Origin of the sequence: Rhodococcus sp. NPDC058521 (assembly GCF_042719695.1) — a bacterium.
Lineage (GTDB): Bacteria > Actinomycetota > Actinomycetes > Mycobacteriales > Mycobacteriaceae > Rhodococcus_F.
The window spans coordinates 260,923-276,240 of record NZ_JBHXNL010000004.1 but is presented as its reverse complement, the minus strand read 5'-3'; the positions used below and the strand labels follow the sequence as shown (position 1 = coordinate 276,240).

13 protein-coding genes and 1 pseudogene are annotated in these 15,318 nt (G+C 66.0%); 11 read left to right on the top strand and 3 right to left on the bottom strand.

The annotated features are described in order from the left end of the window. The first annotated feature begins 10 nt into the window (after window positions 1–10). From whiA to ACFWO3_RS09305, 9 genes and pseudogenes are all read left to right on the top strand, one after another. On the top strand, window positions 11–988 hold the full coding sequence (gene whiA / locus ACFWO3_RS09345) for a DNA-binding protein WhiA (protein WP_378576670.1): 978 nt from the start codon (window positions 11–13) through the stop codon (window positions 986–988). A gap of 158 nt (window positions 989–1,146) precedes the next feature. Then, on the top strand, window positions 1,147–2,166 hold the full coding sequence (gene gap, locus ACFWO3_RS09340; RefSeq protein ID WP_378576430.1) for a type I glyceraldehyde-3-phosphate dehydrogenase: 1,020 nt from the start codon (window positions 1,147–1,149) through the stop codon (window positions 2,164–2,166). Window positions 2,167–2,183: 17 nt separating this feature from the next. Then, on the top strand, window positions 2,184–3,395 hold the full coding sequence (locus ACFWO3_RS09335; protein ID WP_378576428.1) for a phosphoglycerate kinase: 1,212 nt from the start codon (window positions 2,184–2,186) through the stop codon (window positions 3,393–3,395). A gap of 2 nt (window positions 3,396–3,397) precedes the next feature. Continuing rightward, a complete protein-coding gene (gene tpiA, locus ACFWO3_RS09330; protein ID WP_378576426.1) occupies window positions 3,398–4,213 on the top strand; it encodes a triose-phosphate isomerase in 816 nt (271 codons plus the stop codon). 136 nt (window positions 4,214–4,349) lie between these two features. After that, window positions 4,350–4,583 carry a preprotein translocase subunit SecG gene (gene secG, locus ACFWO3_RS09325; RefSeq protein WP_378576423.1) on the top strand — a complete coding sequence of 78 codons (234 nt, stop codon included), beginning with the start codon at window positions 4,350–4,352 and terminating at the stop codon, window positions 4,581–4,583. Window positions 4,584–4,653: 70 nt separating this feature from the next. Continuing rightward, the gene (gene ppc / locus ACFWO3_RS09320; RefSeq protein ID WP_378576421.1) at window positions 4,654–7,455 is read left to right on the top strand and encodes a phosphoenolpyruvate carboxylase; all 2,802 of its coding nucleotides are present in this window, start codon (window positions 4,654–4,656) and stop codon (window positions 7,453–7,455) included. Window positions 7,456–7,873: 418 nt separating this feature from the next. Next, window positions 7,874–8,388 (top strand): annotated as a pseudogene (locus ACFWO3_RS09315) (Tn3 family transposase); the annotation flags it as partial. A 285-nt stretch (window positions 8,389–8,673) separates the two neighbouring features. Then, window positions 8,674–10,191, top strand: coding sequence for a SulP family inorganic anion transporter (locus tag ACFWO3_RS09310; RefSeq protein WP_378576668.1), 1,518 nt, complete (start codon window positions 8,674–8,676; stop codon window positions 10,189–10,191). Window position 10,192: 1 nt separating this feature from the next. Further along, complete coding sequence (locus ACFWO3_RS09305) at window positions 10,193–10,618, top strand: MerR family transcriptional regulator (RefSeq protein ID WP_378576419.1); 426 nt, start codon at window positions 10,193–10,195, stop codon at window positions 10,616–10,618. A 91-nt stretch (window positions 10,619–10,709) separates the two neighbouring features. Here the strand turns inward: ACFWO3_RS09305 and ACFWO3_RS09300 are convergent, their stop codons facing one another. Next, the gene (locus tag ACFWO3_RS09300) at window positions 10,710–12,104 is read right to left on the bottom strand and encodes an MFS transporter (protein WP_378576417.1); all 1,395 of its coding nucleotides are present in this window, start codon (window positions 12,102–12,104) and stop codon (window positions 10,710–10,712) included. A 79-nt stretch (window positions 12,105–12,183) separates the two neighbouring features. On the opposite strand from ACFWO3_RS09300, the gene ACFWO3_RS09295 reads away from it, so the two are divergent. Continuing rightward, a complete protein-coding gene (locus ACFWO3_RS09295) occupies window positions 12,184–12,816 on the top strand; it encodes a TetR/AcrR family transcriptional regulator (protein ID WP_378576415.1) in 633 nt (210 codons plus the stop codon). Window positions 12,817–12,854: 38 nt separating this feature from the next. Then, a complete protein-coding gene (locus tag ACFWO3_RS09290) occupies window positions 12,855–13,520 on the top strand; it encodes a hypothetical protein (RefSeq protein WP_378576412.1) in 666 nt (221 codons plus the stop codon). A gap of 141 nt (window positions 13,521–13,661) precedes the next feature. Here ACFWO3_RS09290 and pgl read toward each other — a convergent pair whose 3' ends face one another. Then, window positions 13,662–14,414 carry a 6-phosphogluconolactonase gene (gene pgl / locus ACFWO3_RS09285; RefSeq protein WP_378576409.1) on the bottom strand — a complete coding sequence of 251 codons (753 nt, stop codon included), beginning with the start codon at window positions 14,412–14,414 and terminating at the stop codon, window positions 13,662–13,664. Continuing rightward, on the bottom strand, window positions 14,407–15,318 hold the full coding sequence (gene opcA / locus ACFWO3_RS09280) for a glucose-6-phosphate dehydrogenase assembly protein OpcA (RefSeq protein ID WP_378576407.1): 912 nt from the start codon (window positions 15,316–15,318) through the stop codon (window positions 14,407–14,409). Before opcA ends, pgl begins: the two co-directional genes overlap by 8 nt.

Below are 15,318 nucleotides of genomic sequence, written 5' to 3'. Positions count from 1 at the left end.
CGTCGTGGCAATGACAGCGGAAGTCAAGGACGAACTCAGCCGTCTGGTGGTCAGCCAGGTGAGTTGCCGGAAGGCGGAGGTGTCCTCCCTGCTACGTTTCGCCGGGGGGCTGCACATCGTCGGTGGCCGAGTGGTCGTCGAGGCGGAGGTGGATCTCGGTAACACGGCGCGCCGGCTCCGCCGGGAGATCTTCGATCTGTTCACCTACAGTTCGGACGTACATGTCCTGAGCGCGGGTGGACTTCGCAAGTCCTCGCGCTACATCGTCCGGGTGTCGAAGGACGGGGAGGCGCTGGCTCGTCAGACCGGTTTGCTCGACCTGCGTGGACGCCCTGTGCGTGGTCTTCCCGCCCAGGTCGTCGGCGGGAGCGTGGCCGACGCGGAAGCGGCATGGCGTGGGGCGTTTCTCGCGCACGGCTCCCTGACGGAGCCGGGACGGTCGTCGGCGCTCGAGGTCAGCTGCCCCGGTCCGGAAGCCGCACTCGCTCTCGTCGGTGCGGCCCGGCGACTGGGTATCTCGGCGAAGGCCAGGGAGGTTCGTGGAACCGACCGGGTGGTGATCCGTGACGGCGAGGCGATCGGTGCGCTTCTCACACGAATGGGTGCCCAGGACACTCGTCTGGCCTGGGAAGAACGACGGATGCGTCGTGAGGTTCGAGCGACGGCGAATCGCCTGGCGAACTTCGACGATGCGAACCTGCGCCGGTCCGCGCGAGCGGCTGTTGCGGCAGCGGCGCGGGTCGAGCGTGCACTGCAGATCTTGGCAGAGGACGTGCCGGACCACCTGGCGGCCGCAGGACACTTGCGCGTCGAGCATCGGCAGGCGTCGCTCGAAGAACTGGGTCAATTGGCGGATCCGCCGATGACCAAGGACGCCGTGGCAGGTCGCATCCGCCGACTCCTGTCGATGGCCGACCGTAAGGCGAAGGAAACGGGTGTCCCCGACACCGAGTCCGCCGTGACGGCGGATCTGCTCGACGACGCCTGAACGGGAGCCCCGCAGGGTGGGCTTCGCACTGCTCGGGGTCGCACATTAGGGTATGGAACACATCGACCGATGAACCGTGTCCGCCCGATCACTCGCACGTGGTTCGGTGTGCGGGCACGAAAGAGCTGCACCACAGATGATGGGCAAAGGAGCTAATTGTGACTGTCCGGGTTGGCGTAAACGGTTTCGGCCGTATCGGACGTAACTTCTTCAGGGCGGTGGACGCGCAGAAGGCGCTGGGAACCACCGACATCGAGATTGTGGCGGTCAACGACCTCACGGACAACGCTTCGCTGGCTCACCTGCTGAAGTACGACTCGATCCTGGGTCGTCTGCCGCACGACGTCTCTCTCGAGGGTGACGACACCATCGTCGTCGGCGACCAGAAGATCAAGGCGCTGTCGCTGCGTGAGGGCCCCGCCGCGCTTCCGTGGGGCGACCTGGGCGTCGACGTGGTCGTCGAATCGACCGGCATCTTCACCGACGCCACCAAGGCGAAGGGTCACCTCGATGCGGGCGCCAAGAAGGTCATCATCTCGGCACCTGCCAAGGGTGAGGACATCACCATCGTGATGGGTGTCAACGACGACAAGTACGACGGCAGCCAGAACATCATCTCGAACGCTTCGTGCACCACCAACTGTCTCGGCCCGATTGCCAAGGTCCTCGACGACGAGTTCGGCATCGTCAAGGGTCTGATGACGACGGTCCACGCCTACACCCAGGACCAGAACCTCCAGGACGGCCCCCACAGCGATCTGCGCCGTGCTCGCGCAGCGGCCTTGAACGTGGTGCCTACCGGAACCGGCGCAGCCAAGGCCATCGGCCTCGTCCTCCCGCAGCTTCTCGGCAAGCTCGACGGCTACGCGCTGCGTGTGCCGATCCCCACCGGCTCGGTCACCGACCTCACTGCGAACCTGACGAAGTCCGCTTCGGTCGAGGACATCAATGCAGCGATGAAGGCTGCTGCCGAGGGCCCGCTGAAGGGCATCCTCAAGTACACCGATGCGCCGATCGTCTCCTCGGACATCGTCACCGACCCGCATTCCTCGATCTTCGACTCGGGCCTGACCAAGGTCATCGACGACCAGGTCAAGATCGTGTCGTGGTACGACAACGAGTGGGGCTACTCCAACCGCCTGGCCGACCTCATCGGCCTCGTTTCCAAGTCTCTCTGAGCGAAGGTTCGATAACCGTGGCAGTTCAGACACTGAAGGATCTGCTGGACGCTGGGGTCGAGGGGCGCGCCGTGCTGGTGCGCTCCGACCTCAACGTTCCGCTGGACGGTCCGAACATCACCGATCCCGGTCGCATCATCGCTTCCGTGCCGACGCTCGCTGCGTTGGCCGAAGCGGGTGCGAAGGTCATCGTCACCGCCCACCTGGGTCGCCCGAAGGGCGAGCCGGATCCCCAGTTCTCGCTCGCCCCGGTGGCGGCGAAGCTCGCCGAGGTGCTCGGACGCAACGTCCAGCTCGCCGGCGACGTCGTGGGTCAGGACGCGTTGGCGCGTTCGGAGGGGCTCACCGATGGTGACGTTCTCCTGCTGGAGAACATCCGCTTCGATCCGCGTGAAACCAGCAAGGACGAGGCCGAGCGCACCAAGCTCGCGAAGGCTCTCGTGGAACTGGTGGGCGACGACGGCGCGTTCGTGTCCGACGGCTTCGGCGTGGTGCATCGCGCTCAGGCCTCGGTGTACGACGTCGCGAAGCTGCTTCCGCACTATGCGGGCAACCTGGTCGCGGCCGAGGTGGACGTGCTCGCGAAGCTGACCGAGGACCCCGAACACCCGTACGCGGTCGTGCTGGGTGGCTCGAAGGTGTCGGACAAGCTCGCCGTGATCGAGGCGTTGGCTCCCAAGGTCGACACGTTGGTGATCGGCGGCGGAATGTTCTACACCTTCCTCGCTGCACAGGGCGTGTCGGTCGGAAACTCGCTGTGCGAGGAATCGATGATCGATACCTGTAAGGACCTGCTCGACAGGTACGCGGATGTGCTGCACATTCCGCAGGACGTCGTGATCGGGGATTCCTTCTCTGCCGATGCGGAGGCGAAGACGGTGCCCGTCTTCGAGATTCCGGACGGTTGGATGGGTCTGGACATCGGCCCCGAGTCGGTGAAGCGTTTCGGTGCGATTCTGACGAGTGCGAAGACCGTCTTCTGGAACGGCCCGATGGGTGTGTTCGAGTTCGAGAAGTTCGCCGCGGGTACCCGGGGTGTTGCCGAGGCGATCGTCGAGGCGACCGGCAAGGGTGCGTTCAGTGTCGTCGGTGGCGGGGACTCCGCCGCTGCGGTTCGTCAGCTCGGTCTTCCCGAAGACGGGTTCTCGCACATCTCCACCGGTGGTGGCGCTTCGCTGGAATACCTGGAGGGCAAGCAGCTTCCGGGTATCTCGGTTCTGGAGGGCTGACAATGACATCCCCCGTCGCTGCGCTCGCCCGGAAGGCACGTAAACCGCTCATCGCGGGCAACTGGAAGATGAATCTGAACCACTTCGAGGCAATCGCCCTGGTTCAGAAGATCGCCTTCTCGCTGCCGCCGAAGTACTTCGACAAGGTCGATGTCACGGTGATCCCGCCGTTCACCGACATCCGCAGTGTGCAGACTCTCGTCGAGGGCGACAACCTCCTGCTCACCTACGGTGCCCAGGATGTCTCCGCCCAGGATTCCGGTGCGTTCACCGGCGAGATCAGTGGGTCCATGTTGGCGAAGCTGGGCTGCACGTTCGCCGTGGTCGGACATTCCGAGCGTCGGACCCTGCACAGCGAGTCGAACGAGACCGTTCTCGCGAAGACGAAGGCTGCCCTGAAGAACGGCCTCACACCGATCGTGTGCATCGGCGAGGGACTCGAGGTCCGAGAGGCCGGCGAGCACGTCGCGTTCAACGTCGAGCAGCTCGGCGGTTCTCTTGCCGGGTTGTCCGCCGAGGACATTGCCAAGGTCGTCGTCGCTTACGAGCCGGTGTGGGCCATCGGCACCGGTAAGGTCGCGTCCGCTGCCGATGCGCAGGAAGTGTGTGCGGCGATTCGCGGTGAGCTCGCGAACTTGGCATCACCGGAGGTCGCACAGTCCGTTCGGGTGCTGTACGGCGGCAGCGTGAACGCCAAGAACGTCGGCGAGATCGTCGGGCAGACCGATGTCGACGGCGCCCTCGTCGGAGGCGCATCTCTGAAGGCGGACGAGTTCTCGACTCTGTCGGCGATCGCTGCGGGCGGTCCTCTGCCCTGACAGCCCGTGTCCCGCGGGTACGCCGACTTCCGGTTGTATGGGCGACCGGAGCGGCGCACCTGCGGGACGCGTCTGTAAAGTGGACGTGATTGTCGTACCGTATTTGTCGTTATCGGATGGGTGGACGTAAACAGACATGGCACTGTTCCTCGATATCTTGCTGGTCGTGACCAGTCTGTTGCTGATCCTTCTGGTACTTCTGCACCGTGCCAAGGGCGGCGGTCTGTCGAGCCTGTTCGGTGGCGGTGTGCAGTCGAGCCTGTCCGGTTCGACCGTTGTCGAGAAGAACCTCGACCGGCTCACCGTGTTCACGGCGGCGATCTGGGTCATCTCTATCGTGGGCATCGGTCTGGAGATCAAGTTCGGCTGATCCGCTATCGATCGGTCTTCTTCCGCTGTGTCGGAATGCGAGGTAGTCGCCTCCCACAGATACTGGGTAGATGACCGACATCGAACACAGCGACATACCGACCGCTCCCGGCGACAACGACGGACAGCGCGCACTTACCGAACCGCTGCGTGACGATATTCGTTTGCTCGGCGGCATTCTCGGGCAGATCGTGCGTGAGCAGGCCGGCGAGAACATCTTCGACCTGGTCGAGAAGGCGCGAGTCGAATCGTTCCGGGTCCGCAGGTCGGAGATCGACCGTGCAGACCTCGCCCGTCTCTTCGATACGATCACCACCGACGACGCGATACCGGTCATCCGTGCGTTCAGCCACTTCGCACTGCTCGCAAATCTCGCGGAAGACATTCATCGTGAACGTCGTCGCGCTGTTCACGTCGATGCGGGTGAGGCTCCACCCGACAGCACCCTGGCCGCGACGTTCGCGAAACTGGACGCGGCGCATCTGAGTTCGGAAACGGTGCGCGAGGCCTTGCGCGGCGCACTCGTCGCACCGGTGATCACCGCGCACCCCACGGAAACCCGCCGTCGAACGGTCTTCGAGACGCAAACTCGGATCACGGATCTCATGCGGTTCCGGGAGCGAACGTCGCTCAATGCGGACGAAATGGCCGAGGTCGACGTGAAGCTGCGCCGCCAGATTCTGACGTTGTGGCAGACGGCGTTGATCCGGTTGTCGCGGCTGCGGATCCAGGACGAGATCGACGTCGGATTGCGCTACTACGAGATGTCACTGTTCGAAGTGATCCCGCAGATCAACGCGGATGTTCGTCGCGCGTTGCGGTCGCGGTGGCCGGACGCGAACCTACTCGACGAACCGATCCTGCGCCCCGGCTCGTGGATCGGCGGAGATCGCGACGGTAACCCCAACGTGACGGCCGAGGTGGTGCGGGCAGCGACGGGGCGTGCTGCTGGTGTGGCGTTCGCGCATTACCTGCGTGAGTTGGAGGGGCTCGAGCGTGAACTGTCGATGTCCGAACGGTTGGTCGCGGTGACACCGGCGCTGGACCTGTTGGCAGCGGAGTCCGGGGACGAGTCACCGTTTCGCGCCGACGAGCCGTATCGGCGCGCGGTGCGGGGGATTCGTGGTCGACTGACGGCGACAGCGGCGGCGATGCTCGACGAATTGCCTGCCTCCGGACTCGATCTCGGTCTCGAACCCTACGGCGGTCCAGCAGAGTTGTCGGCGGACCTCGAGACGGTCGACGAGTCGCTGCGGTACAGCGGGGATGCCAGCATCGCGGACGACGGGCTCGCCCGGCTGCGTGACGGCGTCGAAGCGTTCGGCTTTCATCTGTCTAGCTTGGACATGCGGCAGAACTCCGATGTGCACGAGAGCGTGATCGCGGAGCTGTTCGCATGGTCGGGAGTTCATCCCAACTACGTCGGCTTGGCCGAGAGCGAACGAGTCGAATTGCTGATCACCGAGTTGTCGACGAGGAGGCGGTTGTCGACACCGGATGCGGAGTTCGGGGAGCTGACGGCAAAGGAACTCGCGATCCTCCGGGCCGGGGCCGAGGCGGTGCGTACTTTCGGTCCGGGCGCCCTGCCCAACTACATCATCAGCATGTGTACTTCGGTGAGCGACATGCTCGAAGCCGCTGTGTTGCTGAAAGAGGTAGGTCTTCTCGACCCGGGCGTGGGTGCGGCGTCTCCTTCGTGCCCGATAGGAATAGTTCCACTGTTCGAGACGATCGAGGATCTGCAGCAGGGGGCAGCGACGCTGACGGCGATCCTCGAGGTGCCGCTGTATCGGGCGCTGGTCTCTGCTCGCGGAAATTCTCAAGAAGTAATGCTCGGGTACTCCGATTCCAACAAGGACGGCGGGTACCTGGCCGCGAACTGGGCGCTCTACCGGGCTGAACTCGACCTCGTGGAGGTGGCGCGAGCATCTGGAATTCGTATGCGGCTCTTCCACGGTCGGGGCGGGACCGTGGGGCGCGGTGGCGGCCCCAGCTACGACGCGATTCTCGCCCAACCCCCCGGCGCGGTCACGGGCTCGTTGCGTATCACCGAGCAGGGTGAAGTCATCGCAGCGAAGTACGCTGAGCCACGCTCGGCGCGCCGGAACCTCGAGACGCTACTCGCGGCGACGCTGGAATCGACTCTCCTCGACGTGGAAGGACTCGGTGAATCAGCCGACGAGGCCTACGAGATCTTCGATACGTTGGCGGCCGCCTCGCGTCGGGTCTACTCGGATCTGGTCCATGACACTCCTGGATTCGTCGAGTACTTCGAGACGTCGACGCCGGTCGCGGAAATCGGTGCGCTCAACATCGGGAGTCGGCCCACGTCCCGTAAACAGACGAAGTCGATCTCGGATCTGCGTGCGATCCCGTGGGTGCTGTCCTGGAGTCAGTCCAGAGTGATGTTGCCGGGTTGGTACGGCACCGGCTCTGCGCTGGAGGAGTGGGCAGGTGGTGACCCGGACCGCGTTGCGACGCTGACCCGGCTGTACGAGACTTGGCCCTTCTTCCGGACCGTGTTGTCGAATCTTGCGATGGTCATGGCGAAGTCCGACATGGGTCTGGCTGCCCGGTACTCGGAACTCGTGCCCGATGTTGCGTTGCGTGAACGAGTCTTCGGCAAGATCGCTGCCGAGCACGAACGGACTGTGCGGATGTATCAACTGGTCACCGGCAACGATTCGCTGTTCGCGGACAATCCCGGTCTCGGGCGGTCGGTTCACAACCGATTCCCGTACCTCGAACCGTTGAATCACCTTCAGGTGGAACTTCTTCGGCGATTTCGGGCCGGCGACGACAGCGACGAGGTCCGGCGCGGCATCCAACTCACCATGAACGGCCTTGCGACCGCGCTACGAAACAGCGGTTAGCGCAGGGGAACCGAATCCTCGGCTGCTGCGTCGTATTGGACATATGGGTTGTTCGTCCGGGAGCGAGGGGGTCGCATGAAGGAGATCGGGGGAGCGCGCCACGGCTGTGGCGGGTTGGGTCGCAGGGGCGTGCAGAGCAGGGGTGGCCGCACCGGCCCGGTTCCAGGGCCGTGTGCGGTCACCAGAACGCCACGGAACCGCGGCCGGATTCCGCCGCTGCAATCCGGTGAACCGGGATCACCGTAGTATCGGCCGAGTTCCGGGCGGATACGGCCTAGCGGCCTGGTAGGGCAGGGTTTTCGTGTTTGGGGGTGCGGGGTCGGATGGTAGGTGCTCGGCTTGGCTGCCGATGAGGTTGGTCGGTGGCCGTGGCCGTGGCCGTGGCCGGGGTCCGGCGGATCGGCTGGGGCCGGCGGTCGCGTCGCTGAAGTTCGGGCATGCCACCGCCTCGCTGCTGGTCGGCAAGCTGTCCGCCTCCGGGCGGCAGAACACCCTGGCCATCGCGCTCGAGGGAGTACGGGGCGGTGCGCCGCACCATCTACGCGGCGAAATACTTGGCGGATCCGGACTACGGGCGCAAGATCTCCCGCCAGCTGAACAAGGGCGAATCCCTGCACGCCTGCGCCGGGATATGCTCTACGCCCACGAGGGCATGATCCGCGCCCGCCAGCTCGAGGATCAGACCGAGCAGTCGTGGTGTCTGACTCTGGCCACCAACGCCGTGATCGCTTGGACCACCGAGTATTACGGGCTCGCGGTCGAGCAGAGGCGGTGGGCCGGGGCCGGATAGATGACGATGTGCCGGCACATATCAGCCCCGCCCACAGCGAGAACATCAACTTCTTCGGCGCAATCGAGGTCGATATCGACGCCGAACTGGCCCAGCTCGGACCGACCGGGTATCGGCCGCTGCGGGTGCGCGACACCCTGTTCCGACACGGCGACGGTCTGGGACGAAGGGGTAATGGCCGGTGCGGCGACGGTGAGAGGTAGAACACGAGCGGCCGTTCCCGCTTGCCACCCTACCCTCCCGTAAGGGTAGAGTTTGGATCGCTAAGTGGTAGCTGATGGTGAGATGTCCGGCAGCGTGGCCGACGCGATCACCTCCTCACCCGTGATGGGTCGTTTACTCGCGTTCCCGACGACCTTCCCCCGGCGGCGGTTCGCGTTGCCGGATGCGCCCGCATGCGCATGAGCCATGGAATGGAGTTTCCCCTGATGGTGTCGACGACACAGCGACCGGCCGACGAAGGGGCGGTGCTGGCCGCGTTGCGCAGCCCGGCACGGCTACGGACCGAGGTGTTGGCCGGTTTGGTGGTCGCGCTGGCGTTGATCCCGGAGGCGATCTCGTTCTCCATCATCGCCGGGGTCGATCCGAGCGTCGGTTTGTTCGCCTCGTTCACCATGGCAGTGACCATCGCGATCGTCGGTGGTCGCCGGGCGATGATCTCCGCCGCGACCGGGGCGATCGCGCTGGTGATCGCGCCGGTGGTCGAAGAGCACGGCCTGGACTATCTGATCGCCACGGTCATCCTGGCCGGACTGTTGCAGATCGTGCTCAGTGTGGTCGGCGTCGCGCGGTTGATGCGGTTCATCCCGCGCAGCGTGATGATCGGGTTCGTCAACGCCCTGGCCATCCTGATCTTCACCGCCCAGATACCGCACCTGCTCGGGGTGCCGTGGCTGGTGTACCCGATGGTGGCGATCGGCATCGCGACCATGGTGCTGCTGCCCAAACTGTCGAACGTGGTGCCGGCGCCGCTGGTGGCGATCGTGCTGCTCACCGCCGCCACTATCGTGTTCTCGCTGAACGTGCCCAACGTCGGCGATGAGGGCGAGTTGCCGTCGAGTCTGCCGACCTGGTTCATCCCCAACGTCCCGTTCAACCTGGAGACCCTGGGCATCATCGCCCCGTACGCGCTGGCGATGGCGTTGGTGGGCCTGCTCGAGTCGCTGATGACAGCCAAGCTCGTCGACGACATCACCGACACTCATTCGGACAAGACCCGTGAGGGCTGGGGCCAGGGTGTGGCCAATGTGGTCACTGGGTTCTTCGGCGGCATGGGTGGGTGCGCGATGATCGGCCAGACCATGATCAACGTCAAGTCCTCCAGAGCGCGCACCCGGATCTCGACGTTCCTGGCCGGTGTGTTCCTGCTGATCCTGGTCGTCGGCCTCGGGGATGTGGTCGCGTTGATCCCGATGGCGGCGCTGGTCGCGGTGATGATCATGGTCTCGGTCGGCACCATGGACTGGCACTCGATCACCCCGAAGACCTTGCGGCGCATGCCGATCGCCGAAACCACCGTCATGGCGGTCACCGTCGCGGTCACCGTGGCCACGCACAACCTGGCCTACGGGGTGATCGCCGGCGTGCTGACCGCGATGGTCGCGTTCGCGCACCGGGTCGCGCATTTCACGCAGGTGGACAAGGTTTCCGAGTCCGACACCGACCACGATGGCGCGATCGACACCCGCGTCTATAAGGTGCGCGGGGAGTTGTTCTTCGCCTCGAGCAACGATCTCGTCTACCAGTTCGATTATGTGGACGATCCGGCCAATATCGTGATCGACATGTCGGATGCCCACATCTGGGATGCCTCGACCGTGGCAACTCTGGACGCGATCACCACCAAATATGCCGCCAAGGGCAAGAACGTCAGGATCATCGAGCTGAACCCGGCCTCGGAAGCCCGTCACGGCCGGTTGTCCGGGCACCTGGCCGGTGGGCACTGAGATGGGCACCGACACCAGCGGCTACCTGCAGATCGGGCAGGTCGCTGAGCGCACCGAACTCTCGCTCAAGTCGATACGGCACTGGGACGAGGTCGGGCTGGTGCAGCCCTCGGCCCGCTCGGCGGGCGGGTTCCGCCTCTACACCGAGGCCGATGTCGCCCGGATGCTGGTGATCCGCCGGATGAAACCCCTCGGGTTCACCCTGGCGGAGATGAAGCAGTTGCTCGACGCGATCGAGGTCCTCGACGACGCCTCGGCCGAGCCTGCCGCACGGAAGGCGGCGCAGGCAGATCTGCTCGCGTTCCGGGACAAGGCCGCAGACAGTGCGGAGCGGCTTCGCCGGCATCTGTCCTACGCCGAGGAGTTCACCGGCTTGCTCACCACGCGCGCCTCGGAATCCTCTTCGCCGCACCACCCGGCACGCTGACTCCGACCGCCGCGCAGATCACCGTCGCCGAGGTCGATCGGCCCGGTCGATCCACCTCTTGGACCGTTGGTTGGCAACACCTGAGCTGCCCTCAGCGCCGGTCCCGATGGGCAGGTAGAGCCACGGCGATCCCGGCGACGGCGATCATGGCCGCCGCGATCAGCCAGAACGCTCGGTCGTAGCCGGTCACCGAGTCCGCCGTTGCCGTGATCAGTGCCGCCAGACCCAGGGCGGCCCCGACTTGCTTGGTGGTGTTCATCAGCCCCGACGCCGCGCCCGCGTCCGCAGCGGGGACTCCCGCGGTGACGGCGGCGGTGAGCGGGGTGTTCAGCAGTCCCGCGCCGATGCCGACCAGGAGCGCGGGACCGAAGATCCCGGTCAGGTAGGTGCTATCGGGGCCGAGCTGGGCTTGCCATCCGAAACCGGCCCCAGCCAGCAGCGCCCCACTGGCGATCAGGACCCGGGCCTCGACCTGGTGCATCAACCACGGGGTCACCTGGGTACCGATAGCGATGGTGACCAATGTATGCGGCAGGAACGCGAGCCCGGTCTGCATCGGGGTGTAGCCCAGAACGTCCTGCATCGACAACGCCAGGAAGAACCACATCGGATTCAGACACGCCCCGGCCAGCAGCATCGCCACATTGCCGACCGCCACCGACCGGATCCGCAACAACGACAACGGGAGCAACGGCACCCGCACCCACCTCGTCTCCACGAGCACGAACACCGCCACCAACCCCACTCCGGCCGCCAGCGCGGACACCGTCGCCGGCCCCGACCACCCCCGCAGCGCGGCCTGGCCGAACCCGTAAGCGATCGCGGCGAGCCCGCACGTCACCAGCACCGCCCCCACCACATCCAGGCGGACCCGGGTCTGCGGCCCCCGATCCGGGGCGATGACACCGATCGCGACCACCAGCACGAGCACGCCGATGGGCAAATTGATCAGCAGCGTCGCGCGCCACGAGGCGACCTCGGTGAGGACACCGCCGAGCAGATTGCCCGCGGTCCCACCGGCCAACCCCAGCGCGGTCCAGGCCGCCAGGGCCTTGGTCCGCCGCGGCCCCTCCGCGAAGCTCGTGGTCAGGATCGTCAACGTCGCCGGCGCCAGCACCGCCGCACCCGCCCCCTGGACAGCACGGGCGCCGATCAACCACCCCGGCGAGGCTGCCAGCCCACCGACCAAGCTCGCAGCGGTGAACACCAGCAGCCCGGTGAGGAAGACCCGTTTGCGACCGAACACATCCGCCAGGCGGCCACCGACCAGCAGCAGGCCCGCGAACACCAGCGCATAGGCGTTGACCACCCATGCGATCCCGGTGTCGGTGAAACCCAGCGAGGATCGCATCGACGGCAACGCCACGTTCACCACCGAGATGTCGAGCACCACCATGAACTGTGCCGCGCACACCACCACCGCCAGCAGCGTGGCAGCCCGCGCCGGGGCTACCGCCGCCTCCTCGTCCGTCCCGGGTTGATGCACACCCCACCTCCAACGTTGATACAGTTGTATCCAATACATCTGTATCACCGACTTCGCGGTGGTGTCGAGAGAGGTGACCGTGCCCCGAACCGTGGACCACGCCCACCGACGCGCGCAGCTCGCCGACGCTGTGGTGGCCGTCGCCGCCCGCGCGGGACTGCACGCGGTCACCATCCGCGCCGTGGCCGCCGAGGCCGGGGTTTCGCTGCGGTTCGTGCAGTACTACTTCCCGACCAAGGCCGAACTGCTCGTCGGCACCCTCAACCATCTGGAAACCCTCAGCCACCACCGCTGGAACCGGCGCCTGGCCGATCTGCCCGATCCGCCACCGGCCCGCGCACTGATCGATGCCTTCTGCGCCGAAGCCCTGCCCACGGACACCGCCAGTCGCGCCTTCCAGCTCGTCGGGACCTCGTATGCGGTGTTGGCCATGACCGACCCCGACCTGGCCCAGCACCCCTTCGTCGCAGGCATCGACCGACTCGAACACCAACTCGCCCACGCGCTCTCACGCGCGCAGACACACGGGGAGATTTCCGGCGACCTCGACGTCACCGCCGAGGCGATCCGGCTGGTCATGCTCGCCCACGGTCTGGGCACCAGCGTGCTGATCGGCCAGCACGACCCCGACACGGCCCTGGCGGTGCTGACCGACCACCTCGACCGGCTGTTCGGGACCACCACCGGGCCGAACTCGCTCAGCCCCGGATAACAGGCTGTTATCCGGAGCAAGCGATGAGAGGTGGGCCGATGGCTGCGACTGTGACCTGGATCCACACGGCCGCGCCCCGCAACCTGCGCGGATCCGCCGAGGCGTTCCTCGACACCATCGGGCCCGGCAACACCCGCCGCGCCTACGGCATCGCGGTCGTCAAGACCGTCGACACCAACTCGACGCCCCCGCGGCCCCGACGGACTGACCAGCCCGAGTCGGGACCTGGACTCGGTTTCCGACGACGAGATCGGCGTAGCCCTCGAATCTCTCTGGGCGCAGCGTCGGTCAATACCTGGAACCCGCGCCGTGCCGCGGTCGCGAAATGGCTGACCTGGTGCCGCGAGCAAGGCTGGGACGCCGGCACCGCCCGGCTCCTGCCCCGGCTCATCCGCAGACGCACCCGCGGGCCGGTGTTCGTGACCCGCCCAGGACCCGGCAAGTACCTCGCCGACCGCGACCTTTGCCCTGACACCGGCCAGGCGCGACCGTCCTACGACCAAGCCCGCAGTATGCTCGACGCCGCCACCGCCACCGCCACCGACGGGCCCGGCTGGGACCTGCACGAACTCCGGCACTCCGGCCTGACACACCTCGGCGAATCCGGCGCGAGCCTGCTCGAGCTGATGGCCAAGTCGCGCCACCGCAAGGCCAAGAACCTGCGCCGCTACTTCAACCATCCCCGCGGGCGATGCGCGAACTGACCAGCCTCATCGGCCCCGGCCGCTTCCCGCGCCCACTGACCAGCAGCTACGCCATATCCGCCCGAAGTTCGGCCGATACTACGGCGACCCCGAATCCGAGAAACAGCGCGGACCGGAGAGATAGGACAGGCCAGGCGGTGGTCAGTCGCTACGCGGTAGGTCTTTCGCTGCGCTCTCGTCGAGAAGCCATCGGGTCGCCTTTCGACCGCGCGCGCCTGCGGCCGGAATGTCGACCGAAGCGGCTCCGCCCATTGCGGCGGCAACCGCCTCCGCCTTTGCCTCGCCCGCCGCCACGAGCCATACCTCTTCGGCGTGCTGCACTGCCGGCAGGGTCAGCGTGATCCTTGTGGGAGGGGGCTTGGGGGAGTCGATCACGGCAACCACGTTCGATTCCGTTTCGCGCACCGCGTCGGTATGCGGGAACAGGGAATTGACGTGTCCTTCACCGCCCATACCGAGAAGGTGGACATCGAAGGTGGGGAGTGACTCGTCGCCCTCCGCTCGTGCGGCCAGCATCTGAGCGTAGGCCCCGGCCGCGGCATCGGGGTTGCCCTCATAGATGCCGTCGGACGTGGGCATCGCATGAACTCGATCGGGATCGATTCCTATGTGGTCGAGGAGAGCCGCGCGCGCCTGCACTTCGTTTCGTTCCGGGTCACCGGTCGGGAGAAAGCGCTCGTCACCGAAATAGACGTCGATCGCCTGCCAGTCGATTGCGCCGGGTTCGTCGCGGACCTTCTCGAGGATCCCGATTCCGGTTCCGCCGCCGGTCAGCACGACCGACGCCGTGCCGCGTGCTCGTTGTGCGGCCACCACGGTGTCGACGAACCGCTTGGCTACCGCGTCGACCAGCGAGGCGGTGTCGGCGTGCACTGCGACGATCGGATCACTCATACGTCACCTTGGTCAGTCCTGTGAGTGCTGCTTCGTAGATTTCGTCCGGATCCAGTCGGCGCAGCTCTTCGGCGAGGCAGTCGCTCGTCTCGCGGCGCCCCAGGGACACACGAGAATCCGGCATCCCGGTTCTGCTGAGAGTTGCGGTGGTCTCCGTCTGGGGTCGGGCGATGCGAATCGAATCGCCGCCGACGAACCGCAGTTCGACGTAGAGATGGCCGGTGAGTCTGGTGACCGGCACGTCGAGGCAACTTGCGAGCCAGCCCGCGATCATGTCGACGGCGGGTTCCTCGGTGAGGCCAGAGACCGTCACCGATTCGACGGTGGGATGCGGTGGTACGTCGAGAGCCGCTGTGATCAGAGCCCGCCAGTAGGTGACCCGACTCCAGGCCAGATCCGTGTCGCCCTCGGCGTACGAAGCGAGCCGGCTCTTGATGGCCTCGGTGGGATTCTCGCGGCCCGTCGCGTCCGTGATGCGCCGGATGGCGAGTTTGCCGACTGGGTCCTGTGACGGCGCGGCAGGGGAGTTCTCCGGCCACCACGCGACGACGGGAGTGTCCGGAAGCAGGAAGGGGACGACAACACTGCTCTCGTGGTCTGCCAGCGCGCCGTAGAGGCGCAGGACCACGACTTCGGAGGCTCCCGCGTCGCCGCCCACACGAATCTGACCGTCGAGTCGTGAGGCAGCCTCACGGGGGCCGCGAGCCACGACGATGACACGGCACGGGTGTTCTCGGCTGGCCTCGTTAGCGGCATCGATGATGTCTTCCGAGTTCTCGCTGTCGTGGGTGCAGACGACGAGGGTCAGGACGCGCCCGAGGGTGACCGCGCCGCCCGTCTTACGTAGTTCCACGAGCTTCTTGCTGACCGCTGTCGTGGTGGTCGAAGGCATGTCGATGATCAT

Excerpts from the sequence above, each read along its gene's own strand:
- secG (WP_378576423.1), top strand. The coding sequence starts at position 4,350 with ATGGCACTGTTCCTCGATATCTTGCTGGTCGTGACCAGTCTGTTGCTG.
- tpiA (WP_378576426.1), top strand. The coding sequence starts at position 3,398 with ATGACATCCCCCGTCGCTGCGCTCGCCCGGAAGGCACGTAAACCGCTC.
- whiA (WP_378576670.1), top strand. The coding sequence starts at position 11 with ATGACAGCGGAAGTCAAGGACGAACTCAGCCGTCTGGTGGTCAGCCAG.
- ACFWO3_RS09310 (WP_378576668.1), top strand. The coding sequence starts at position 8,674 with ATGGTGTCGACGACACAGCGACCGGCCGACGAAGGGGCGGTGCTGGCC.
- ACFWO3_RS09305 (WP_378576419.1), top strand. The coding sequence starts at position 10,193 with ATGGGCACCGACACCAGCGGCTACCTGCAGATCGGGCAGGTCGCTGAG.
- opcA (WP_378576407.1), bottom strand. The coding sequence starts at position 15,318 with ATGATCATCGACATGCCTTCGACCACCACGACAGCGGTCAGCAAGAAG.
- ACFWO3_RS09290 (WP_378576412.1), top strand. The coding sequence starts at position 12,855 with ATGGCTGCGACTGTGACCTGGATCCACACGGCCGCGCCCCGCAACCTG.
- pgl (WP_378576409.1), bottom strand. The coding sequence starts at position 14,414 with ATGAGTGATCCGATCGTCGCAGTGCACGCCGACACCGCCTCGCTGGTC.
- ppc (WP_378576421.1), top strand. The coding sequence starts at position 4,654 with ATGACCGACATCGAACACAGCGACATACCGACCGCTCCCGGCGACAAC.